Consider the following 21,523-nt stretch of genomic DNA (forward strand, 5'->3'; position numbering starts at 1 on the left):
CATGGGTATTGATCTTCCGCTGATCTGGGCCGTGATCATCATCTTCGGCATCATGATGTACGTGGTCATGGACGGTTTCGACCTGGGCATCGGCATTCTCTTCCCGTTCATTCCGGGCAAGACGGATCGCGATGTGATGATGAACACCGTCGCCCCGGTCTGGGACGGCAACGAGACCTGGCTGGTGTTGGGGGGCGCGGCGTTGTTCGGCGCGTTTCCGCTGGCCTATTCGGTGGTGCTCTCGGCGTTGTACCTGCCGCTGATCCTGATGTTGATCGGGTTGATCTTCCGCGGTGTGGCCTTCGAGTTCCGCTTCAAGGCCAGGGACGACAAGCGCCATCTGTGGGACAAGGCGTTCATTGGTGGTTCGGTCACTGCAACGTTCTTCCAGGGCGTTGCGCTCGGCGCGTTCATCGATGGGCTGCCAGTGGTCAATCGGCAGTTCGCCGGTGGTTCACTGGACTGGCTGACCCCGTTCACGATGTTCTGTGGTGCGGCGCTGGTGGTGGCGTATGCGCTGCTCGGTTGCACCTGGCTGATCATGAAGACCGAAGGCAAGTTGCAGGAGCAGATGCATGACCTGGCCCGGCCATTGGCCTTCGTGCTGCTGGCGGTGATTGGCATCGTCAGCATCTGGACCCCGTTGGCCCACGCAGAAATCGCCGCACGCTGGTTCACCATGCCGAATCTGTTCTGGTTCATGCCGGTGCCGATTCTGGTGCTGGTGACGATGTACGGACTGATTCGCGCCGTGGCCCGCAACGCGCACTACACGCCGTTCCTGCTGACCCTGGTGCTGATCTTCCTCGGTTACAGCGGGTTGGGCATCAGCTTGTGGCCGAACATCATCCCGCCGTCGATCTCGATCTGGGATGCCGCTGCGCCGCCGCAAAGTCAGGGTTTCATGCTGGTGGGCACGCTGTTCATCATTCCGTTCATCCTGGGCTACACCTTCTGGAGCTACTACGTGTTCCGCGGCAAGGTCACCCATGAAGACGGCTATCACTAGCCCTGTGCACCACGAAACTAATGTGGGAGCGAGCCTGCTCCGGGCGGCGTTCCGACGATGGCGTCCTGACAGACGCCATCGATCTACATCGGAGGATTTATCAATGAACGGCAAACACACCCTGCACGACATTGAAGAAGCCGAAAAAAAACCGCTGTGGCAGCGGCTAGGCTGGTTGGCCCTGATCTGGGGCGGCAGCGTCGGCGCCTTGTTCATCGTCGCCAGCCTGATGCGTCTGTTCATGAACGCGGCCGGCCTGACCACGCACTGACATCTCCCCCGTGGCCTCAGGGCACGGATTTACGACCCTCCGACCGGAGGGTTTTTTTTACCTGTTACTTACGCGCCTTGAGGATGACGAATTTCGGATTGGTTGCCACTTGCTCGACACCGCGGAACAATCGCGCGAGCTTGCTGTGGTAACCCAGGTGACGATTGCCGACGATGTACAGCGCGCCGCCTACGACCAGCGCTTCGCGCGCCTGCTGGAACATCCGCCAGGCCAGGAAATCGCCCACCACCTGTTGCTGGTGAAACGGTGGATTGCACAGCACGACATCAAGCGATTGCGGTTCCTGGCCGGCCAGGCCATCACCGGCACGCACGATCACTTCCCGTTCACCCAAGGCTGCGCGCCAGTTCTCGGATGCCGATTGCACGGCCATGAACGACTCGTCCACCAGCGTATAGTGGGCCTGGGGGTTTTGCAGGGCGCTGGCGATGGCCAGGACGCCGTTGCCGCAGCCGAGATCGGCGACCCGCGCCGAGCCGAGGTTTTTCGGCAAGTGTGGCAAAAATGCCCGGGTGCCGATGTCCAGGCCTTCGCGGCAAAACACATTGGCGTGGTTGAGCAGTTCGATAGCCGGGTCGTCTAGTCTGTAGCGCGTTGGGTAAGGCGATACAACTGGCGTTTTGTCTTGCGCCGTGGCAATCAATAGCCGCGCCTTCTTCACGGCCAATGAGGCTTGCACCGGGCCGATGTAACGCTCCAGCAAGTCGCCCGCGGCCCGGGGCAGATGTTTGATCATGGCCGCGGCAACCACTTGGGCGCCGGGTGCCAGTTGACCTTGCAGGCGGATCAGTTGTTCTTCCAGCAGTGCCAGGGTTTTCGGTACACGGATCAGCACGCAGTCGAACGGTCCGGCAAAGGTTTCGCTGGCGGGTATGCTCGGCACCGCATCAAACGCCAGGCCGTTGCGCACCAGGTTCTTTTCCAGCCCCTGCAAGGCCAGGAACGAATCACCGCTGCTGATCACCCGCACCTTGCCCGCCAGGCTGGCCGCCAACGCGCCGAAACTGTCATTGAGCACCAATACCCGGGTGTCCGACGCCGGCTGCTGTTCGGCCAGATGATTGAGCAGGTATTCATCGGCCGCATCGAAAGCTTGCAGCGGTTCATTCTGCTGTTCGGGCTGGCGGATCAGGTCGAGGCTGGCGAAGGGTGTTTCGAGCAAAGGCATGGGGTGGGGCTCTGGGTAATCAACGGATGTCCCGCTGCCTAAGGCGTTGGAGCGGGCGGGGCCGACCGAGTGTACTGCGTCGTGCAGGTCTACACGCCATCACTCAGGAGGGACCGCAAATGGTACGTTTTTTTTGCCTGGATTACCCGCAGGTTTTCCCGCAGTCGGGCGCTTTCAGATGGCCCCGGACCGGGCTGCGGCGATGACTGCCGCAATCTTGTTGTTGACGCCGAGCTTCTCGATAGCCCTGTGCACATGAAAGTTGATGGTGCGCTCACTCAAATTGAGGATCCTGGCAATTTCATAGGCCGTCTTGCCGTCGGCCGACAGTTTCAATACTTCGAGTTCCCGCCGTGACAAGGGCGGAACCTGGGGGCGAGCCGGTTTTTTTGGTTGCATTGCGTTCGCCAGAGCGTGCAAATGGCGGCTGATGAACACCGAGTATCCAAGATGCTCGTACAACTCATAGGCTGAAATCGGGCAATGGCTTCTGGCCAGGCTGAAAATGCTGCGCAGACCGGTTTCCTCATCAAAGATCGCCTGGGACCAGCCATGCTGCAAGCCCTGTTGTCGCAGCAACTGCCATAACCATGGCGTCCTGGAAAAAAGCTCTTCACTCCAGAGAACAGGCAACATTGAATGATTGCAGTGTGCCACTATCGGGTCTATTTGCGTGGCGTTGCTTTTTTCATATTGAGTATTCCACTCTTGGGGGAAGTTGTTCAGGTTCACTGTACTGGTGTCGACCCCGAATGAGTTCGAAGTAATTGAAAAGCCACAAAATTTATATCCAAGGTTTCTAGCGAAACTGAGCGCGATTCGATAGGCGGTATTGATCTCTTGTGTGTGCGCCAATTGTTTGAGCTGTGACTCCTTCCAGATCTCCATACAGTGATCTCCATTAGAGTGTCTTCTGGGTGCCGTATTGGATCCGGGATCCGGCACGCCACGAAGTGTAGGACATTTCCTGCAGAAGTGGTTCGACAATTTTGCTCTTTTGACTGTTGGAAAAGTGTGCTCAAGGTTCTTAGGGAATAAGTGGTTATGAAATGCCACATATCATTTTATATATAGGGTTGTATCCGTATTCTGTAATCGACGACTAGTGCGCATTAATGTCACTACAAATTGTCGGTGGTTACGCTGCTTCCTTTGCGGGACACTGGGGTATCTGTTGATTGGAGCCTTCCATGTCCGTCAGTGAAGAAAAATTTACGCGCCAGACCTTGCTCGAGGTTCATCCGTTGACCCCGAACCTGTTTACCCTGCGCGCCACGCGGGATGCCGGGTTTCGTTTTCGTGCGGGGCAGTTTGCCCGGTTGGGCGTCACCAAGGCTGACGGCAGCACGGTATGGCGCGCCTACTCCATGGTGTCCTCGCCCTTTGACGAGTTCCTCGAGTTCTTTTCCATTGTCGTACCGGGCGGTGAGTTCACCAGTGAGCTGAGCCGCCTGGGCGTTGACGATACATTGCTGGTCGACCGCCAGGCCTTCGGCTATTTGACGCTGGACCGTTTTGTCGATGGCCGCGATCTGTGGTTGTTATCCACAGGCACGGGCATCGCGCCGTTCCTGTCGATACTCCAGGATTTCGAAGTCTGGGAGAGATTCGAGCGGATCATCCTGGTCTACAGCGTTCGCGAAGCCCGGGAACTGGCTTATCAGGAGCTGATCGCGGGGCTGGCGCAACTTGAGTATCTGGCTGAATACGCACACAAATTGCAATTCATCGCCACCGTCACTCGTGAGCAGCATCCCGGCGCATTGAACGGACGGATCACCACACTGATTGAAAGCGGCGAGTTGGAGCGCAGCGCGGGAGTTGCGCTGACGCCTGAGCATTCACGGGTCATGCTGTGCGGCAATCCGCAGATGATCGATGATACGCGCAAGCTGCTTAAACAGCGGGACATGCACTTGAGCCTCAGCCGGCGACCCGGCCAAGTGGCGGTGGAAAACTTCTGGTAAGCAAAACGGCGCCGCAAAGGCGCCGTTCTTTGCCAGTGCAGTCAAGGCCGGTTGTTTTGGGCCTTGAGCAAGTCGCGGATCTCGCCCAGCAACTCTTCTTCCTTGGTGGGAACCGGCGGCAGGCTAGGGGCCACGGACTCCTCACGCTTCAGGCGGTTGATGGCCTTGACGCCCATGAAGATCGCAAAGGCGACGATGACGAAGTCGATGATGGTCTGGATGAACTTGCCATAGGCCAGCACCACCGCAGGAATGGCGCCGTCTGCTGCCTTGAGCGTTATGGCCAGATCACTGAAGTCCACGCCACCGATCAGCATCCCGATTGGCGGCATGATCAGGTCACCGACAAACGACGTAACGATCTTGCCGAAGGCCGCACCGATGATGATGCCGACGGCCATGTCGACCACGTTGCCTTTGACCGCGAAGGCCTTGAACTCGTTTAGCACGCCCATAGGTTATTCCTTGTTACAGATGAGGTAGATGTGCGCAGTGTAAATCAGCAAATCGCATCCTGCTCGAATCAACTGCCTGCTGTGCTTGCCAGCCATTGACCCGGGTGGTGTTGAAAAATTCACCGATTGATCTCATCTGAAGTCGGTCAGGCCTTCTGAGGCGTTCGCATACGACTTTTTTTCAGCGAAATGGCGCCATTTGTGTGGGCGAGCCAAGGTTGAGCGACCACTCCTGAATGGGGACGCTCAAGATGATCGGGCAGTTAGTGGCCAAAAGGCTGCATTGAAAATTAAATGCAGGTGAAGTGATATGAACTGTTTCGTTAGTTTGGTGTGTCTGACAAGTTGCACGTTTCTCTGAATCACTGCTGCGTTTTGTGTGAATGTTTTCGAAGTTGTGCAAAAAGTATGTAAATGAACAAAGTCTGTATAGGTTTTCGAAGTGTGCGGTATGGCATGTCCCTAGAGTTTGTTGGCCGAGTTGAGCGAAAAACTTATACAAGGTTTTGTAGGGTGGGTGTATCTCAATATACCTGTGTTTAATAAGGTTATTTGAAGTCATCAAAAGGGTTGCGAAATATCTGGCCGCACTCGCGCGCCTTGGCTGAGCTATCATCGCGTTTTTTTCCGGGAGTTCCGATGGCCAAGGCCAAGCGCATGTACGGCTGCACCGAGTGCGGCTCAACCTTCCCCAAATGGGCCGGCCAGTGCGGTGAGTGCGGGGCCTGGAACACGCTTACCGAAACCATGGTGGAAAGCGGCGGGGCAGCCGCCCCCAGCGGTCGTACCGGCTGGACCGGCCAGCAGGCGCAGATCAAGACTCTGGCCGAAGTCAGTGTCGAAGAAATTCCGCGCTTCTCCACCGCATCCAGCGAGCTGGACCGGGTTCTGGGTGGTGGTCTGGTGGATGGCTCGGTGGTGCTGATCGGTGGCGACCCCGGCATCGGCAAGTCGACCATTCTGTTGCAAACTTTGTGCAACCTCGCCAAGAGTATGCCGGCGCTGTATGTCACCGGTGAAGAATCCCAGCAGCAAGTGGCCATGCGTGCGCGGCGCCTGGGGTTGCCTCAGGATCAATTGCGGGTCATGACCGAAACCTGCATCGAAACCATCATTGCCACGGCCCGTCAGGAAAAGCCCAAGGTGATGGTGATCGACTCGATCCAGACGATATTTACCGAGCAATTGCAATCGGCACCGGGCGGTGTATCCCAGGTGCGCGAAAGCGCGGCGTTGCTGGTGCGTTATGCCAAACAGAGCGGCACGGCGATTTTCCTGGTGGGCCACGTCACCAAGGAAGGCGCGCTGGCTGGCCCTCGGGTGCTGGAGCACATGGTCGACACCGTGCTGTATTTCGAAGGTGAGTCCGACGGGCGCCTGCGTCTGCTGCGGGCGGTGAAGAACCGCTTCGGTGCAGTCAATGAACTGGGCGTTTTCGGCATGACCGACAAAGGTCTGAAAGAAGTCTCCAACCCGTCGGCGATTTTTCTGACCCGTGCCCAGGAAGAAGTCCCGGGCAGTGTGGTGATGGCAACATGGGAAGGCACACGGCCGATGCTGGTGGAGGTTCAGGCGCTGGTGGACGACAGTCACCTGGCCAACCCGCGTCGGGTCACGCTGGGGCTGGATCAAAACCGGCTGGCGATGTTGCTGGCTGTGCTGCACCGTCACGGTGGCATTCCGACCCACGATCAGGACGTGTTTCTCAACGTGGTCGGCGGGGTCAAGGTGCTGGAAACGGCGTCCGACCTGGCGTTGATGGCAGCGGTGATGTCCAGTTTGCGCAACCGGCCGTTGCCCCACGATCTGCTGGTGTTCGGTGAAGTCGGGCTTTCCGGTGAAGTGCGTCCGGTGCCGAGCGGTCAGGAGCGTTTGAAAGAAGCGGCCAAGCACGGCTTCAAACGAGCCATCGTGCCCAAGGGCAATGCGCCGAAGGAGGCGCCGGCGGGGTTGCAGGTCATTGCTGTGACCCGGTTGGAACAGGCACTCGACGCGCTGTTCGAGTAACTAACAGACGAAACACAAACCCTGTAGGAGTGAGCCTGCTCGCGATTTCGGTGTGTCAGCCAGCAGCAATGTGACTGTCAGATTGCAATCGCGAGCAGGCTCGCTCCTACAGGGGAATTCGATGATGGCTAGATTTCGATCAGGGCACCCAATTCTCGCTCCAGCTCCTGCGGATCAGCGAGGTTGAGCTCGATCAACCGCCGCAGGCACTCGATGGACTCCAGGCTGATGTGCCGGCAGACAAAGCCAAGCTGGCCATGGTCTTCGTGGGCCAGTTGCACATCCATGGCGATATCGACGTCATCGCCCAGATGAATGTCGACCAGAAAATCCTGCTGCGCATTGCCCAACCAGGGATCGGGTCGCTCGATCAGCAACCCCTTGAGCGACAGATCAATCAACTTCACCGACCAGATGGACTCTCCCTGACTCAGCTCGGTTCGGGCATCGAACGCAATACGTTTGAAGCGGCGACGTTCGGCAGGGTGTTCGCTCATGACGCGATCCTCGTAGATGTACGCTGACTATAGACCTGCATACTTCAAGGCGGCCAGCGCGTGCGGGTGTCCAGACCAATGTCGGGGTATGGTCTTTGTCGTCAGGAGAGCTAAACTCGATATGGTTGTCTTTCTTGTCCACTCTGGCTGGAATATCAAAATGAAAAATAACAATAGCCCGCTACGCCATTTGCCTTGGCTGGTGCTGGCAATCACAGGTGCGTGCGCCCTGGGTGTCGTGGCATTGCGCCGGGGCGAGGCAATCAACGCCTTGTGGATTGTGGTCGCTGCCGTGGCCATTTATCTGGTCGCCTATCGCTACTACAGTCTGTTCATCGCTAACAATGTCATGCAACTCGATGCACGACGGGCCACGCCTGCCGTGCTCAACAATGACGGTCTGGACTACGTGCCGACCAACAAACACATTCTCTTCGGTCACCACTTCGCGGCTATCGCCGGCGCGGGGCCGCTGGTTGGCCCGGTCTTGGCAGCGCAGATGGGCTACCTGCCCGGCACGCTGTGGCTGATCGCCGGCGTGGTGCTGGCCGGTGCCGTTCAGGACTTCATGGTCCTGTTCATGTCCACCCGCCGCAATGGCCGCTCCCTCGGCGACATGGTTCGCGAGGAAATGGGCCGCATCCCCGGCACTATTGCGCTGTTCGGCTGCTTCCTGATCATGATCATCATCCTCGCAGTGCTGGCGCTGATCGTGGTCAAAGCCCTGGCCGAGAGCCCGTGGGGTATTTTCACGGTGATGGCGACTATCCCGATCGCGATGTTCATGGGCATCTACATGCGCTACATCCGCCCCGGTCGCATCGGCGAGATCTCGGTGATCGGCGTGCTGTTGCTGCTCGGCTCGATCTGGCTCGGCGGGCAGATTGCCGCGGATCCGGTGTGGGCCAAGGCGTTCAGCTTCACCGGTGTGCAAATCACCTGGATGCTGATCGGCTATGGTTTTGTCGCGGCGGTGTTGCCGGTGTGGTTGATCCTGGCGCCCCGTGACTACCTGTCGACCTTCCTGAAAATCGGCACCATCGTGGCCCTGGCCATCGGCATTCTGATCACCATGCCCGAGCTGAAAATGCCGGCCCTGACCCAGTTCATCGACGGCACCGGCCCGGTGTGGAAGGGCGGGCTGTTCCCGTTCCTGTTCATCACCATCGCCTGTGGCGCGGTCTCGGGTTTCCACGCGCTGATCGCCTCCGGGACCACGCCGAAACTGCTGGATAACGAAACCAACGCCCGCTACATCGGTTACGGCGGCATGCTGATGGAATCCTTCGTGGCCATCATGGCCATGGTCGCCGCGTCGGTGATCGAACCGGGCGTGTACTTCGCCATGAACAGTCCGGCCGCGGTTGTCGGCGGGGATGTGGTGGCGGTAGCAACAGCGGTCAGCAACTGGGGCTTTGCCATCACACCGGAAGCCTTGCAAGCGGTGGCCCATGACATCGGTGAAATTACCATTCTGGCCCGCGCCGGTGGTGCACCAACCCTGGCGGTCGGTATCGCACAAATCCTGCACAGTGTTCTGCCGGGTGAAAACACCATGGCGTTCTGGTACCACTTCGCGATCCTGTTCGAAGCGCTGTTCATCCTGACTGCGGTCGACGCCGGTACCCGCGCCGGGCGTTTCATGCTCCAGGACTTGCTCGGTTCGTTCGTGCCGGCCCTGCGCCGCACCGAATCCTGGACCGCCAACCTGATCGCTACCGCCGGTTGTGTGACCATGTGGGGCTGGTTGCTGTATCAGGGCGTGATCGATCCGCTGGGCGGCATCAACACCTTGTGGCCGCTGTTCGGTATCTCCAACCAGATGCTGGCCGGTATCGCGCTGATGCTCGGCACCGTGGTGCTGATCAAGATGAAACGCCAGCGCTACATCTGGGTCACCTTGCTGCCGGCGGCATGGCTGCTGATTTGTACCACCACGGCGGGCTTCATCAAGCTGTTCGATGCCAACCCGGCGATCGGCTTCCTGTCGCTGGCCAAAAAATACAGCGATGCGCTGGCCAACGGTCAGATCCTCGCCCCGGCCAAGGACATCACCCAGATGCAGCACGTGATCTTCAACGCCTACACCAACGCAACGCTGACCGCGCTGTTCCTGTTCGTGGTGTTCAGCATCCTGTTCTATGCGCTCAAGGTCGGTATTTCCGCCTGGGGCAGCAAGGGGCGTACGGATAAGGAAGCGCCATTCCAGGCGCTGCCGGAAGCGTGATCGAGGATTTGCACCATGTTCAATGACCTGAGTCGCCTCGGTAAATACCTCGGTCAGGCCGCGCGCCTGATGGTCGGCATGCCCGACTACGACAACTACGTCGAGCATATGCAGAGCAAGCACCCGGACAAACCGGTGATGGACTACGAAGCGTTCTTTCGCGAGCGTCAGGAAGCCCGTTACGGTGGCAAGGGTGGACCGAAGTGCTGTTGATCTTGTAGGAGCGAGCTTGCTCGCGATGGACGTAAGGTTGACGCGTGTATTCAGAAAGCACGCGTTATCGTTGACGTCCATCGCGAGCAAGCTCGCTCCTACAGTTTTTTAAACGTAGGGGAGATTTTTGTTTTGCTCACACCCATCCCGGTCACAATCCTCAGCGGCTTCCTCGGTGCCGGCAAGACCACCCTGTTGCGCCATCTGCTCAAGGCCGAGCACGGCCTGAAAATCGCCGTCATCGAGAACGAATTCAGCGATGCCGGCATCGATACCCAGTTGTTGGGTGATGAGCCGGTGCAAGTGATGACGCTGTCCAACGGCTGCGTCTGCTGCACCATCCATACGGACCTGACCAAAGCGCTTTATCTGTTGCTGGAGCGTCTGGATCAGGGCGATATCGCCTTCGACCGCCTGGTGATCGAATGCACCGGCCTGGCCGATCCGGCGCCCGTGGCGCAAACCTTTTTCATCGACGAAGAGTTGCGCGAGCGCTATATCCTCGATGGCATCATCACGCTGGTCGACGCGGCACATGCCGACTTGCACCTGACCCAGACCATCGCCCAGGCGCAGATCGGTTTCGCCGACCGCTTGCTGGTGAGCAAGCGCGACCTGGTAGACGAGGCGACCTTCACCGCGTTAAGCGAGCGCCTGGCCCGCATCAACCGTCGTGCGCCGATCCGCGTGGTCGACCACGGCAAGATCGACCTGGCCGAGTTGCTCGATGTGCGCGGCTTCAACCTCAATGCCGATCTCGGCGGCGGCGTGAGCTTGCGCCCGGTCAGCCAGGCCCCGTCCATCGACCGCATTTCCAGCCTGGTGCTGCGTACCGACAAGCCGCTGGATATCGACAGGCTCAGCGAGTTCATGAACGAACTGCTGGAAGACCATGGCAAGCAACTGCTGCGCTACAAAGGTGTATTGAATATCCTCGGCGAATCGCGTCGCATGGTGTTTCAGGGTGTACTGAAGCTTTATGGTTTCGACTGGGATACAGAGTGGGCTGAAGATGAATCGCGTGAAAGCGTGATCGTGTTTATTGCTGATGATTTGCCGGAAGAGAAGATTCGTGAGGGGTTTGCACGGGTGGCGGCGGTCTGAAGCTTTATGGCGTTTGTGAGGACGCCATCGCGGGCTTGCCCGCGATGCGATCTAGCCGGCAGCACAATGTTCACGGGTTGTATTGAACAGAGTCTGTTCCAGATAATCCAGATGCCGGTTGAGCACAATTTCCGCCTTCGCAGCATCCCCTCGCTCCAGTGCATCCAGGATCTCCATGTGCACCTGCCACGCGCAATAATCCATCGACTGCGGATCAAACTGCGCAAGTGCCAACGAAGTCAGCGGCACCAGGCTGTCTAGAAAATGCGATAACGGTGCATTACCTGCCATTTCAGCCAATCGCAGGTGAAACTCTCCCGACAAACGGATCGTCCGACCACGCTCAGTGCATTGACGCTCGCTATCGACCAGCGTCCGCAGTTGCTTCAGGTCTTGCGCGCAGGGTCGCTGACAGGCCAGCCGCAACAGCATGATCTCGGCCAGACGCCGGGCATGCAGTGCCTGCCGGGTATGCTCTGCATCAAACTCGGCGATGCGGGGACGATGGTTGACTCGAAGAGTGATGATCTGCTGATGGGACAGTCGCGTCAGCACATCACGCATGTCGCTGCGCCTTGCACCGAACATCTGCGCCAGGCTTTCTTCCGTAAAGCGACTGGCCGAATGGATGCGCTGTTCGAGAATCGCATCGAGGACCCGCGAATACAGATCATCCACCGAAGGGCGGACGGGCAAGGTAGCGAGCGTTTGTGGCGAGGCGTAGCTGTTCATGGCCAATCTCCAGTTCGAAGAGGTTTCAACTGCCGAGGTTGTCTTCCGGGATGTTCAGTTCGATGCCCATGCGCTGGCCTTCGCGCAAAATGTGCCGACGCATCTCGGCGCTGGCCTGGGCGCTGTTCTTGCTGCGGATCGCCCGCACCACCGCTTCGTTTTCTTCAAGGCGTTCAGCCAGATGCTCCGGGGAGTTGCGCAACACTTCGGCGCTTTGCTTGAGGGCATTGCTGGTTTGCTGGACCACGCTCTGGAAGATCGGATTCGACGTCAGCGTGAACAGCTCTTCGTGGAAGGCGATGTAGGCGCTTACGCCGGCTTCACTGTCATTGGCCTCCAGGGCTTCGCGCATGTCCATCAGGGTCAGGCGCAGTTGCCCGACTTCCTTGCTGCTGATGGACTGCGCCACGAGGCCGACGATGAACGGTTCGAGGGTGTAACGCAGTTGCAGCACGTCCTCCAGGCTCGCTGCGGCCACTGCGCTTTCGTGGGACTGGCCATCGCTGAGACTGGCCTCGAGTACCACTACGCCTTTGCCCGGCATCGAGCGCACCAGGCCAAGGGTTTCCAGGACGATGACCGCCTCACGCAGGCTCGGGCGGCTGATACCCAGTTGTTCGGCCAGTTCGCGTTGCCCTGGCAGCATTTCGCCCGAGCGCCACTGACCGCGGGCCAAAGCGGCCCGAAGTTTTTCCACGACTGAAGTTACGACGGTTGACGAGGTAATCACTGTTCGCTCCATGAGCATCTAAAAGTGGTGAAGGTGTGCCGGCCAAGGCGAGGTCGGCACACCGTTGATTCAGAATTCCTGCTGATGCGCCGGTGCGACCGGTTTACGCGGCTGGAAGGTATAACCCGCCTGGCCGGAAAGTACCTTGTTCGCCCGCTGTACATCGATGTCCTTTTCCCACCGCGCGATGGCGACGGTCGCTACACAGTTGCCGATCAGGTTGGTCAGCGCCCGGCCGATGCCCATGAACCAGTCCACGGCCAGCACCAGCACCAGACCCACCACCGGAATGGCCGGAATGGCTGTCAGGGTGGCCGCCAGGATCACCAGCGCCGAGCCCGGAATGCCGTGTGCTCCTTTTGAGGTGATCAACGATACCAACAGAATGGTCAGCAAGTCGGTCATCGCCAGCGGCGTACCGGTGGCATTGGCGATGAACACAATGGCCAGGGTCAGGTAGATCGAGAAACCGTCGAGGTTGAACGAGTAACCGGTCGGTATCACCAACCCGACCGTCGAACTGCCGATGCCCAGATGCTCAAGCTTGCGCATGATTTGTGGCAGCACGGCATCGGAGGACGCGGTGCCCATGACGATCAACAGTTCTTCGCGCAGGTACTTGAGCAACGGCCACATCTTCAAGCCGGAGAGGCGCATCACCAGGCCGAGAATCAGGGCCACGAAGGCAGTACAGGTCAGGTAGAACAGGCCGACCAGGCTGCCCAGGTGTTGCAGCGAGTCCAGGCCATATTTGCTGGTGGTGAAGGCGATCGCGCCGAACACACCGATCGGCGCCAGGCGCACGATCATGCCCATGATGCGGAAAATCACGTGGCTGAGTTCATTGATCAGCCGCGAAATACCCGATGCCGCTTCTCCCACCAGATTCAGTGCACTGCCGAACAACACTGAAAACAGCAGGACCTGCAGGATATTGTTATCTGCAAAGGCACCGATCACCGATGTCGGAATCAGATCCATCAGGAACTGTGTGGTGGTGTGCATGTGCTGACCGCGCTGGGCAATGTCGCCCATGTCGGCTGCGGAAAGCTGCTCCAGGTGAATGTTCGCACCGCTACCGATGCCGGTGCTGAAGGCGAACACCAGGCCGATCACCAGGGCGATCGTGGTCAGCACTTCAAAGTAGATCACCGATTTGAGGCCGATGCGGCCGACCTTCTTCAGGTCGCCGGCACCGCTGATGCCGCTGACCACTACGCAAAACACAATCAGGCCGATGAGCATTTTGATCAGCTTGATAAAACCGTCACCGAGCGGTTTGAGCTGAGCGGAGTATTCGGGAAGGGTCAGCCCGCAGACGATGCCGAGCACCAGTCCGAGAACCACTTGGAGGAAGATTGAACGCGAGCACCATCTGAGCATGGGAGGAATCCTGGTCGGTGTCCTGGCTGCCGTGTGCGGGGCACATCAGATTCAGGACTTAATTATTGTGGTCTTACCGGTATGTCCAGTGCAGGCGCAGTGTAGGCGCTGTTTTTGGGTGTTCGCAAGCAAAAATTAGAAAATTGGCATTACCGGTCTGACCGGTGGCCAAAGCCACGTAGGAGCTGCCGAAGGCTGCGATCTTTTGATTTTGCTTTTTTGAGGATCAAAAGATCGCAGCCTTCGGCAGCTCCTACAGGTAAACGGTGTCAATTTTCGGGCGAAAAAAAACCGGCCAATCACTTGGCCGGTTTTTTATTGCAGCGGTTTAGCGGGGCTGATTAGGCGCCGTACACCGGCAGCTTCTTGCAGATGGCCTTGACCTTCTCACGAACGGCGTCGATCACCGCTTCGTTGTTCAGGTCGGCCAGGATGTCGCAGATCCAGCCGGCCAGTTCCTTGCACTCTGCTTCCTTGAAGCCGCGAGTGGTCACAGCCGGAGTGCCGAAGCGCAGGCCGGAGGTGACGAACGGGGAGCGTGGGTCGTTTGGCACGGAGTTCTTGTTCACGGTGATGAACGCTTTGCCCAGAGCGGCGTCGGCGTCTTTACCGGAGATTTCCTGCTTGATCAGCGACAGCAGGAACAGGTGGTTCTGAGTACCGCCCGACACCACGTCGAAACCGCGCTCGATGAACACGCCGGCCATGGCCTGGGCGTTTTTCACCACTTGTTGCTGGTAGGCCTTGAACTCAGGCTGCAGCGCTTCCTTGAAGCAGATCGCCTTGGCAGCGATCACGTGCTCCAGCGGGCCACCCTGGGCGCCCGGGAATACTGCGGAGTTCAGCTTCTTCTCGATGTCGGCGTTGGCGCGAGCCAGAATCAGGCCGCCACGTGGACCGCGCAGGGTCTTGTGGGTGGTGGTGGTCACGACGTCAGCGAATGGAACCGGGTTCGGGTAGACGCCAGCAGCGACCAGACCAGCCACGTGAGCCATGTCGACGAACAGGTAGGCACCGACTTTGTCAGCGATTGCACGGAAACGCGGGAAGTCGAGGATCTGCGAGTAGGCAGAGAAACCGGCCACGATCATTTTTGGCTTGTGCTCGACAGCCAGGCGCTCGACTTCGTCGTAGTCGATCAGGCCGTTGGCATCGATGCCGTACTGGATGGCGTTGTACAGCTTGCCGGAAGACGAAACGCTGGCACCGTGGGTCAGGTGACCACCGTGGGCCAGGCTCATGCCCAGGATGGTGTCGCCAGCAGACAGCAGGGCCAGGTAAACGGCGCTGTTGGCTTGCGAACCGGCGTGCGGCTGAACGTTGGCGTAGTCGGCACCGAACAGCTCTTTGGCGCGGTCGATGGCCAGTTGCTCAACCACGTCGACGTACTCGCAACCGCCGTAGTAGCGCTTGCCCGGGTAGCCTTCGGCGTACTTGTTGGTCAGTACCGAGCCTTGAGCTTCCATCACCGCTGGGCTGGTGTAGTTTTCCGAAGCGATCAGCTCGATGTGTTCTTCCTGGCGCTGAGCTTCTTGCTCCATGGCGGCAAAAAGGTCGGCGTCGTACTTGGCAATAGTCAAATCACGGCTGAACATGGCGGTCCTCAAGGATCGGGGGCGGAAAAGGGGGGCATTCTAACCCAATGGGTTTTAGATGGCATATGAAACGGCATCATGTCGCAGACAAGTGGTGTTCATGCATGGATAGATGGTGTTTGTGCCGGCCTCAAAAGATCGCAGCCTGCGGCAGCTCCTACCCTGATCGGGGTAGCCGCCAGATTCTGTGACCGACATCAATCCCTGTAAGAGCTGCCGCAGGCTGCGATCTTTTCGGCAACACCACAAAACTTCAGTCGAACATGAAGAGGGCGTCGTTGCTGAACTGCGCCTCAAACCGGCTCGCCGGCATCGGCCGTCCGAACAGATAGCCCTGCACTTCATCGCAACCATGCTCACGCAGGAAGTCCAACTGCTCATGGGTTTCCACGCCTTCTGCGATCACCGCCAGGTTCAGGCTGTGGGCCATGGCAATGATCGCCCGGGCGATCTGCGCATCCTGCTCACCCGACGGCAGGCCGTCGACGAAGGTGCGGTCGATCTTCAGTACGTCGATCGGGAACTGTTTGAGGTAGTTGAGCGATGAGTAACCGGTGCCAAAGTCATCCACCGCGATGCTCAGCCCAAGGTTTTTCAGCCCGGCGAGGATCTGCATCGCCTCGCTGACTTCGCGCATCAGGATACTTTCGGTCAGTTCCAGCTCCAGGCACGCCGGTGGCAGGCCGGTTTCCTTGAGGATGGTGGCGATTCGCGTGCCGAGCTGGCCATCGGAGAACTGCCGCGCCGAGATGTTCACCGACACCTTTGGCACCCGTACCCTGGCCCGATGCCAGGCATTGAGTTGGCGGCAGGCTTCGCTGATCACCCAGTCGCCGACATCCACCACCAGCCCGAGTTCTTCGAGCACTGGAATGAAATCCCCCGGCGGCACCAGCCCGCGGCGTGGATGGCGCCAGCGCAGTAGCGCCTCGGCACCGGTCAGGCGCTTGCCGTCACCGCTGAATTGCGGCTGGTAATACAGCACGAATTCGTTCTGTTCCAGGGCATGGCGCAAGTCGCTTTCCAGTTCCAGTCGCTCAAGGGCGCTGGCATTCATGTCCGCCTGATAGAACTGGAAGTTGTTCTTGCCGCGCTCCTTGGCGTGGTACATCGCCGTGTCGGCATTCTTCATCAGCTGGCTGAGTTCGTTGCCATCCTGCGGGCTCAGGGCGATGCCGATACTGGCCGTGACGAAGAATTCGCGGCCTTCGAGCACGAACGGTTTCACCAGGCTGGCGAGAATCTGCTCGGCCACATGAATCGCCCGGTTCAGGGCGATTTCACGGTTGGCTCGTGGTTGCAGGAGCAGGGTGAATTCGTCGCCGCCCATGCGTGCCACGGTGTCATCATCGTCGACGCAACCGAGCAGGCGCGTGGCCATCTCCTTGAGCATGCGGTCGCCAGCGGCGTGGCCGAGGGAGTCGTTGATCGGCTTGAAACGGTCGAGATCGAGGAACATCAGCACCACCCACGACTTCTGCCGATCGGCCGATTGCAACGCCGTGTGCAGGCGATCCTGGAACAGCGATCGGTTGGGCAGGTGGGTCAGGGCGTCGTAGTAGGCAAGGCGGTGAATCCGCTGCTCGCTGGCCTTGCGCTCGCTGATGTCGCTGAAGAAGCACACATAGCTGGCCAGGTCGCCTTCGTCGTCAAGTACGGCGGTAATCCCGACCCAGGCCGGGTAGTGCTCGCCGTTGCGACGCTTGAGCCAGACTTCGCCTTCCCAGGTGCTGTGCTGGCCCAATTGCTTGAGCACATAACGCAGATGGGATTCCTGTTGCTCGTCGACGGTCAGCATGTTCGGCAACTGGTCGAGGACCTGCTCCACGGCATAACCGCTGACACGGCTGAAGGCCTCGTTGGCCTGGACGATGTAGCCGGCCGGGTCGGTAATCAGGATCGCCGAGGTCGAGTGTTCGAATACCGTGGCGGCCATGCGCAAGTCTTTTTCGGCCCGGCGTTGCTGGCTGATGTCGCGGCCGACGCCGAGCACGCCTTCGAACGTACCGTGTTCGTCCCAGACCAATACCAGGCGCAATTCGATCGGGATCTTGCGCCCGTCGGCCCGCAGGCAATCGAACAGGAACAGTTGGGTTTGCACCTGGCTGCGCAGCAGCGCCAGTTGGTCCGGCTGATCCAGCGCTTTGCTGACCCGGTCCATCAGGTGGTAGATGCCGGTCAGTTGTTGCGGGTTGGCGATGGTCGATTGCCAGCCGTTCTGAAAAATCCACTCGGCGTCGTAACCCAGCACCGCTTGCACCGAAGGGCTGACGTAATTGAGGTTCAGACGACTGTCGGTGGAGAAGATCACATCGCTGATGCTTTCGGCGAGCATCCGGTAGCGCTGTTCGCTGTCGCGCAGGGATTCACTGGCTTCAAGCTGGTCGGTGATGTCCTTGGCCACGCCGATGATCCGCGTGACCTGATCGTCCTTGTCCCGCGCCAGTGCCTGCTCGCGAATCTCGAAGCGTCGCCACTGACCGTCCCGATGGCGGAAGCGTAACTGGCACTGCATCAGTTGGCGATAACCGGCCTGGCGCTGGACCTGGCGGGAGCGATGGTAATAGTCGGCGTCTTCGGGGTGCAGGAGGATTTCCCAGAAGTATTCGCCCATCTGGTGCAGTTCGGTGCGGTTGTAACCCAGTGTCTGGCCCAGATGATGGTTGCTGTAGATCATGCGCTGGCTGAAAACATGCTGCACATACAGGTGATCCGGTACGGTGCGCACCACGTCCGACCAAAACCCTTCGCGCTCCTGCAGTGACAATTCGATGAGCTTGCGGCTGGTGATGTCGGTGATGCTCAGGATCACCGCGTTATAGTCGTCCTGGGTTTGCGGCAGGCGCAGCACCAGCCATAGATGCTGGTCGCGACCGCTGGCATCCTGCAGTTTGATTTCCAGCTCAAGCAGTTGCTGCTGGTTGAGCATCGCGTCGAGCACCTGGTTGCCGATGGCGGTGCCGTCCTGCGGATGGCCGTCGATCAGCAGTTTCCAGGCTTTGTCGGCGCTATCGACATTAAGCAGTTGCAGCGCGACCTGGTTGACCTCGGTGATCCGCAGTTCCTTGAGCAGTTGCCGGCGTTGTTCGGGGATCGCCAGCCACGCTTGCAGTTGCTCGCTGCCCTGCAGTTGTGCCTTGTCGAAAAAGACCTTGAGCCCGGACATGTCGAGGACACACAAAGCCACGCCGGTGCCTTCGAAAATGTCCTGATAACGCCGGCGGCCTTCACTCAATTGGCGCTGACGCCGGCGCATGTTCAGCAAGGCGATGAACGGCAGCATGGAAAACGCCAGGCCCAGCAGACATTTGCCAATGAACGCCGGCAGCAGCTCTTCCAGCACGCGCTGGCGGTCGAACAAGCCGCGCAGTTGCCAATCGCTGCTGCTCAGCGCAACGGTCAGCACGCTATTGGCGACATCGTCCTCGGTCAGCGTGCCCGGATTGGCCGAGGGCAGCGCATCGTCGCGGCTGATGATCTGATGATTGATGCGGTTCTCCACCAGCCACAATGGGCGGCTGCCTGCCTCGCTTTGCTTGGTCAAGGACGAAAAGAAGGTGGGGGGCAGGCGCAAGACCCAATAGCCTCGGGAACTTCCGCTGGCCTGATGCAACAATAAATGCACCACGGAGCCGTCGGTGGCGTTGCTGAAGTAGTGCGTCTGGGCGTGGCTGCGGCGTATCAGTTCACCCAGGTAGCCGCTTTCATCGCTGTCGGGAGCGCTGTCACTGATGACTCTTCCCGAGGGGGTGAGCAACGCCAGGCTGCGCAGTTCCGGCAGCGACTGTTGCAGCTTGCGCAGCAGGGTTTGCAGTTCATCGGCGCCTTGCGGTTGCTCGACGATCGGCAACAGGTTGAGGGCGATCTGCGCGTTGAGCGCCATGTTCAGGCTGACCTGCGCGGCCAGATCGGCGGTGTAGTCGATGGTGTACTGACGCTGGTTCTTCTGGGTTTCCCGCAACTGGTCGAGCAACTGCCAGAACAGCAGGGCCAGCAGTAATAATGCGAGTGTCGCCAAGGTGCCCTTCAAGGTCCCGCGCAGGGGAGAGCCGGGCGCTGTGGCCGACGCGCTGGAAGTCAGAGGCGGAGGGACTTTGGACAAGCTGTAATCCTGCGGTTTGGCTGGACTGGCGCGACGTGCACTATAAGCCGGACGCCCGAAGGGCGGCTAGCATGCCTTGAGTTGTGGCGAAGTGCCAGCCCCTGCCCGTCGGCTGGACTGCCATCTGTCATTCAGGTAGCTTTGCCGGTTACGCGGGAGCGTTCCAGCTCCTAGACTCAGACTTTTTCAGCGCGCACGTATTGATAGCCTCAAGCGAGCGACGCGCACGGTCTGGCCGGGCATTGCCTGCGCTCCAATCATTCATCAGTCACTGACCCTAGGTTCTCCATGGCTCAATACGTATTCACCATGCATCGGCTGGGCAAAGTTGTTCCGCCGAAGCGGGAAATCCTGAAAAACATTTCTCTGTCTTTCTTCCCCGGCGCCAAGATCGGCGTGCTCGGTCTCAACGGTTCGGGTAAGTCCACGCTGCTGAAAATCATGGCCGGCGTCGACACCGAGTTCGAGGGTGAAGCCCGTCCGATGCCGGAGCTGAACATCGGTTATCTGCCGCAAGAGCCGATCCTGGACCCGACCAAAACCGTGCGTGAAGTGGTCGAGGAAGCGGTCAGCGTGATCAAGAATGCCCAGGCGCGCCTGGATGAGGTCTACGCGGCTTACGCTGAAGAAGACGCTGACTTCGACAAACTGGCGGCCGAACAGGCCAAGCTCGAAGCGATCCTGCAAGCCAGCGACGGTCACAACCTGGAGCGCCAGCTGGAAGTCGCCGCCGACGCGTTGCGTCTGCCGGCCTGGGATGCCAAGGTCGAAGTTCTGTCCGGTGGTGAAAAGCGTCGTGTAGCCCTGTGCCGCCTGCTGCTGTCCGCCCCGGACATGCTGCTGCTCGACGAACCGACCAACCACCTGGACGCCGATTCCGTCGCCTGGCTTGAGCACTTCCTGCACGACTTCCCGGGCACCGTGGTAGCGATCACGCACGACCGTTACTTCCTGGACAACGTTGCCGGCTGGATTCTGGAACTGGACCGCGGCGCGGGCATTCCTTACGAGGGCAACTATTCGGGTTGGCTGGAAGCCAAGTCCGATCGTCTGGCTGCAGAATCCAAGCAGCAGTCGGCCCACGAAAAAGCCATGAAGGAAGAACTGGAGTGGGTGCGCAAAGGCGCCAAGGCCCGCCAGTCGAAATCCAAGGCACGTCTGCAACGCTTCGAAGAAATGCAATCCCAGGAATTCCAGAAGCGCAGCGAAACCAACGAGATCTACATCCCGGCCGGTCCGCGCCTGGGCGACAAGGTCATCGAATTCAAGAACGTCACCAAGGGCTACGGCGATCGCGTGCTGATCGACAACCTGTCGTTCTCTATGCCTAAAGGCGCCATCGTCGGTGTGATCGGCGGTAACGGTGCCGGTAAGTCGACCCTGTTCCGCATGTTGATGGGCAAGGAAACGCCGGATTCGGGCAGCATCGAAGTCGGCGAAACCGTGCAGCTGGCTTGTGTGGATCAGAGCCGCGAGGATCTGGACGGCAGCAAGACCGTGTTCCAGCAGATCTCCGACGGTTCCGACCAGATCCGCATCGGCAACTACGAGATCCCGTCGCGTACCTACGTCGGTCGCTTCAACTTCAAGGGCGGCGACCAGCAGAAATTCGTCAAGGACCTGTCCGGTGGTGAGCGCGGTCGCTTGCACCTGGCCCTGACCCTGAAAGAGGGCGGCAACGTCCTGCTGCTCGACGAACCGTCCAACGACCTCGACGTCGAAACCCTGCGTTCCCTGGAAGAAGCCCTGCTGGACTTCCCGGGCGCCGCCATTGTGATCTCTCACGATCGGTGGTTCCTTGACCGCGTCGCGACTCACATCCTGGCGTATGAAGACGACTCGCAAGCGGTGTTCTTCGAAGGTAACTACAGCGAATACGAAGCCGATCGTAAAAAGCGTCTCGGCGAAGCAGCTGCCCAGCCGCATCGTGTACGGCACAAGAAACTGGCCTGATTTCGGGTTGGTAGCATAAGAGAGCGGAGCCCCTCGGGCTCCGTTTTTTTATGCATGTTTTTCAGTGATACCGTGGCGCATTCATCGCG

General features: G+C 59.2%; 17 protein-coding genes. 8 read left to right on the forward strand and 9 right to left on the reverse strand.

Annotation, left to right across the window (positions count from 1 at the left end; all coding sequences use genetic code 11):
- Position 1 precedes the first annotated feature (1 nt).
- The gene (cydB, locus tag KGA83_RS02875) at positions 2 to 1,009 is read left to right on the forward strand and encodes a cytochrome d ubiquinol oxidase subunit II (protein WP_007975775.1); all 1,008 of its coding nucleotides are present in this window, start codon (positions 2 to 4) and stop codon (positions 1,007 to 1,009) included.
- 103 nt (positions 1,010 to 1,112) lie between these two features.
- Positions 1,113 to 1,280: a DUF2474 domain-containing protein gene (locus KGA83_RS02880; RefSeq protein ID WP_108216396.1), complete on the forward strand. Its 168-nt coding sequence runs from the start codon at positions 1,113 to 1,115 to the stop codon at positions 1,278 to 1,280.
- A 64-nt stretch (positions 1,281 to 1,344) separates the two neighbouring features.
- On the opposite strand, the gene KGA83_RS02885 is transcribed toward KGA83_RS02880, so the two are convergent.
- Together KGA83_RS02885 and KGA83_RS02890 are read right to left on the reverse strand one after the other, a co-directional pair.
- A complete protein-coding gene (locus KGA83_RS02885) occupies positions 1,345 to 2,469 on the reverse strand; it encodes a methyltransferase (protein ID WP_223528303.1) in 1,125 nt (374 codons plus the stop codon).
- A 174-nt stretch (positions 2,470 to 2,643) separates the two neighbouring features.
- The gene (locus KGA83_RS02890) at positions 2,644 to 3,357 is read right to left on the reverse strand and encodes an autoinducer binding domain-containing protein (RefSeq protein ID WP_108216398.1); all 714 of its coding nucleotides are present in this window, start codon (positions 3,355 to 3,357) and stop codon (positions 2,644 to 2,646) included.
- Between the two features lie 302 nt (positions 3,358 to 3,659).
- On the opposite strand from KGA83_RS02890, the gene KGA83_RS02895 reads away from it, so the two are divergent.
- Positions 3,660 to 4,436, forward strand: a complete 777-nt coding sequence (locus tag KGA83_RS02895; protein WP_108216399.1) for a ferredoxin--NADP reductase — start codon at positions 3,660 to 3,662, stop codon at positions 4,434 to 4,436.
- Between the two features lie 41 nt (positions 4,437 to 4,477).
- Here the strand turns inward: KGA83_RS02895 and mscL are convergent, their stop codons facing one another.
- Positions 4,478 to 4,891 (reverse strand): large-conductance mechanosensitive channel protein MscL, encoded by a 414-nt coding sequence (gene mscL, locus KGA83_RS02900; protein WP_108216400.1) that lies wholly within the window; start codon positions 4,889 to 4,891, stop codon positions 4,478 to 4,480.
- 639 nt (positions 4,892 to 5,530) lie between these two features.
- Here mscL and radA point away from each other — a divergent pair.
- Positions 5,531 to 6,898, forward strand: coding sequence for a DNA repair protein RadA (radA, locus tag KGA83_RS02905; protein ID WP_108216401.1), 1,368 nt, complete (start codon positions 5,531 to 5,533; stop codon positions 6,896 to 6,898).
- A 128-nt stretch (positions 6,899 to 7,026) separates the two neighbouring features.
- Here the strand turns inward: radA and KGA83_RS02910 are convergent, their stop codons facing one another.
- On the reverse strand, positions 7,027 to 7,395 hold the full coding sequence (locus KGA83_RS02910; protein WP_223528305.1) for a PilZ domain-containing protein: 369 nt from the start codon (positions 7,393 to 7,395) through the stop codon (positions 7,027 to 7,029).
- A 160-nt stretch (positions 7,396 to 7,555) separates the two neighbouring features.
- Between KGA83_RS02910 and KGA83_RS02915 the strand changes: the two genes are divergently transcribed.
- From KGA83_RS02915 to yjiA, 3 genes are all read left to right on the forward strand, one after another.
- Positions 7,556 to 9,622, forward strand: a complete 2,067-nt coding sequence (locus KGA83_RS02915; protein ID WP_108216403.1) for a carbon starvation CstA family protein — start codon at positions 7,556 to 7,558, stop codon at positions 9,620 to 9,622.
- A gap of 15 nt (positions 9,623 to 9,637) precedes the next feature.
- A complete protein-coding gene (locus KGA83_RS02920) occupies positions 9,638 to 9,835 on the forward strand; it encodes a YbdD/YjiX family protein (protein ID WP_108216404.1) in 198 nt (65 codons plus the stop codon).
- Between the two features lie 132 nt (positions 9,836 to 9,967).
- Entirely contained in the window at positions 9,968 to 10,939 is a 972-nt protein-coding gene (gene yjiA / locus KGA83_RS02925) for a GTPase (RefSeq protein WP_223528308.1), read from the forward strand.
- Between the two features lie 51 nt (positions 10,940 to 10,990).
- Here the strand turns inward: yjiA and KGA83_RS02930 are convergent, their stop codons facing one another.
- From KGA83_RS02930 to KGA83_RS02950, 5 genes are all read right to left on the reverse strand, one after another.
- Complete coding sequence (locus KGA83_RS02930) at positions 10,991 to 11,671, reverse strand: GntR family transcriptional regulator (RefSeq protein ID WP_108216406.1); 681 nt, start codon at positions 11,669 to 11,671, stop codon at positions 10,991 to 10,993.
- A 25-nt stretch (positions 11,672 to 11,696) separates the two neighbouring features.
- On the reverse strand, positions 11,697 to 12,401 hold the full coding sequence (locus KGA83_RS02935) for a FadR/GntR family transcriptional regulator (RefSeq protein ID WP_108216407.1): 705 nt from the start codon (positions 12,399 to 12,401) through the stop codon (positions 11,697 to 11,699).
- A gap of 69 nt (positions 12,402 to 12,470) precedes the next feature.
- The gene (locus KGA83_RS02940) at positions 12,471 to 13,784 is read right to left on the reverse strand and encodes a C4-dicarboxylate transporter DctA (RefSeq protein WP_108216408.1); all 1,314 of its coding nucleotides are present in this window, start codon (positions 13,782 to 13,784) and stop codon (positions 12,471 to 12,473) included.
- A 341-nt stretch (positions 13,785 to 14,125) separates the two neighbouring features.
- Positions 14,126 to 15,379, reverse strand: a complete 1,254-nt coding sequence (gene glyA, locus KGA83_RS02945) for a serine hydroxymethyltransferase (RefSeq protein ID WP_108216409.1) — start codon at positions 15,377 to 15,379, stop codon at positions 14,126 to 14,128.
- A 253-nt stretch (positions 15,380 to 15,632) separates the two neighbouring features.
- Positions 15,633 to 19,481, reverse strand: a complete 3,849-nt coding sequence (locus tag KGA83_RS02950; RefSeq protein ID WP_223528311.1) for a bifunctional diguanylate cyclase/phosphodiesterase — start codon at positions 19,479 to 19,481, stop codon at positions 15,633 to 15,635.
- Positions 19,482 to 19,769: 288 nt separating this feature from the next.
- Here KGA83_RS02950 and ettA point away from each other — a divergent pair, with 288 nt between their 5' ends.
- Positions 19,770 to 21,434: an energy-dependent translational throttle protein EttA gene (gene ettA / locus KGA83_RS02955; RefSeq protein ID WP_108216411.1), complete on the forward strand. Its 1,665-nt coding sequence runs from the start codon at positions 19,770 to 19,772 to the stop codon at positions 21,432 to 21,434.
- The last annotated feature ends 89 nt before the right edge of the window (positions 21,435 to 21,523 follow it).

Origin of the sequence: Pseudomonas sp. GL-R-19 (assembly GCF_019956375.1) — a bacterium.
Classification (GTDB): domain Bacteria; phylum Pseudomonadota; class Gammaproteobacteria; order Pseudomonadales; family Pseudomonadaceae; genus Aquipseudomonas.

Coding starts and splice junctions, on each gene's coding strand:
- cydB (WP_007975775.1), top strand. CDS start 2: ATGGGTATTGATCTTCCGCTGATCTGGGCCGTGATCATCATCTTCGGC.
- KGA83_RS02880 (WP_108216396.1), top strand. CDS start 1,113: ATGAACGGCAAACACACCCTGCACGACATTGAAGAAGCCGAAAAAAAA.
- KGA83_RS02885 (WP_223528303.1), bottom strand. CDS start 2,469: ATGCCTTTGCTCGAAACACCCTTCGCCAGCCTCGACCTGATCCGCCAG.
- KGA83_RS02890 (WP_108216398.1), bottom strand. CDS start 3,357: ATGGAGATCTGGAAGGAGTCACAGCTCAAACAATTGGCGCACACACAA.
- KGA83_RS02895 (WP_108216399.1), top strand. CDS start 3,660: ATGTCCGTCAGTGAAGAAAAATTTACGCGCCAGACCTTGCTCGAGGTT.
- mscL (WP_108216400.1), bottom strand. CDS start 4,891: ATGGGCGTGCTAAACGAGTTCAAGGCCTTCGCGGTCAAAGGCAACGTG.
- radA (WP_108216401.1), top strand. CDS start 5,531: ATGGCCAAGGCCAAGCGCATGTACGGCTGCACCGAGTGCGGCTCAACC.
- KGA83_RS02910 (WP_223528305.1), bottom strand. CDS start 7,395: ATGAGCGAACACCCTGCCGAACGTCGCCGCTTCAAACGTATTGCGTTC.
- KGA83_RS02915 (WP_108216403.1), top strand. CDS start 7,556: ATGAAAAATAACAATAGCCCGCTACGCCATTTGCCTTGGCTGGTGCTG.
- KGA83_RS02920 (WP_108216404.1), top strand. CDS start 9,638: ATGTTCAATGACCTGAGTCGCCTCGGTAAATACCTCGGTCAGGCCGCG.
- KGA83_RS02930 (WP_108216406.1), bottom strand. CDS start 11,671: ATGAACAGCTACGCCTCGCCACAAACGCTCGCTACCTTGCCCGTCCGC.
- KGA83_RS02940 (WP_108216408.1), bottom strand. CDS start 13,784: ATGCTCAGATGGTGCTCGCGTTCAATCTTCCTCCAAGTGGTTCTCGGA.
- glyA (WP_108216409.1), bottom strand. CDS start 15,379: ATGTTCAGCCGTGATTTGACTATTGCCAAGTACGACGCCGACCTTTTT.
- ettA (WP_108216411.1), top strand. CDS start 19,770: ATGGCTCAATACGTATTCACCATGCATCGGCTGGGCAAAGTTGTTCCG.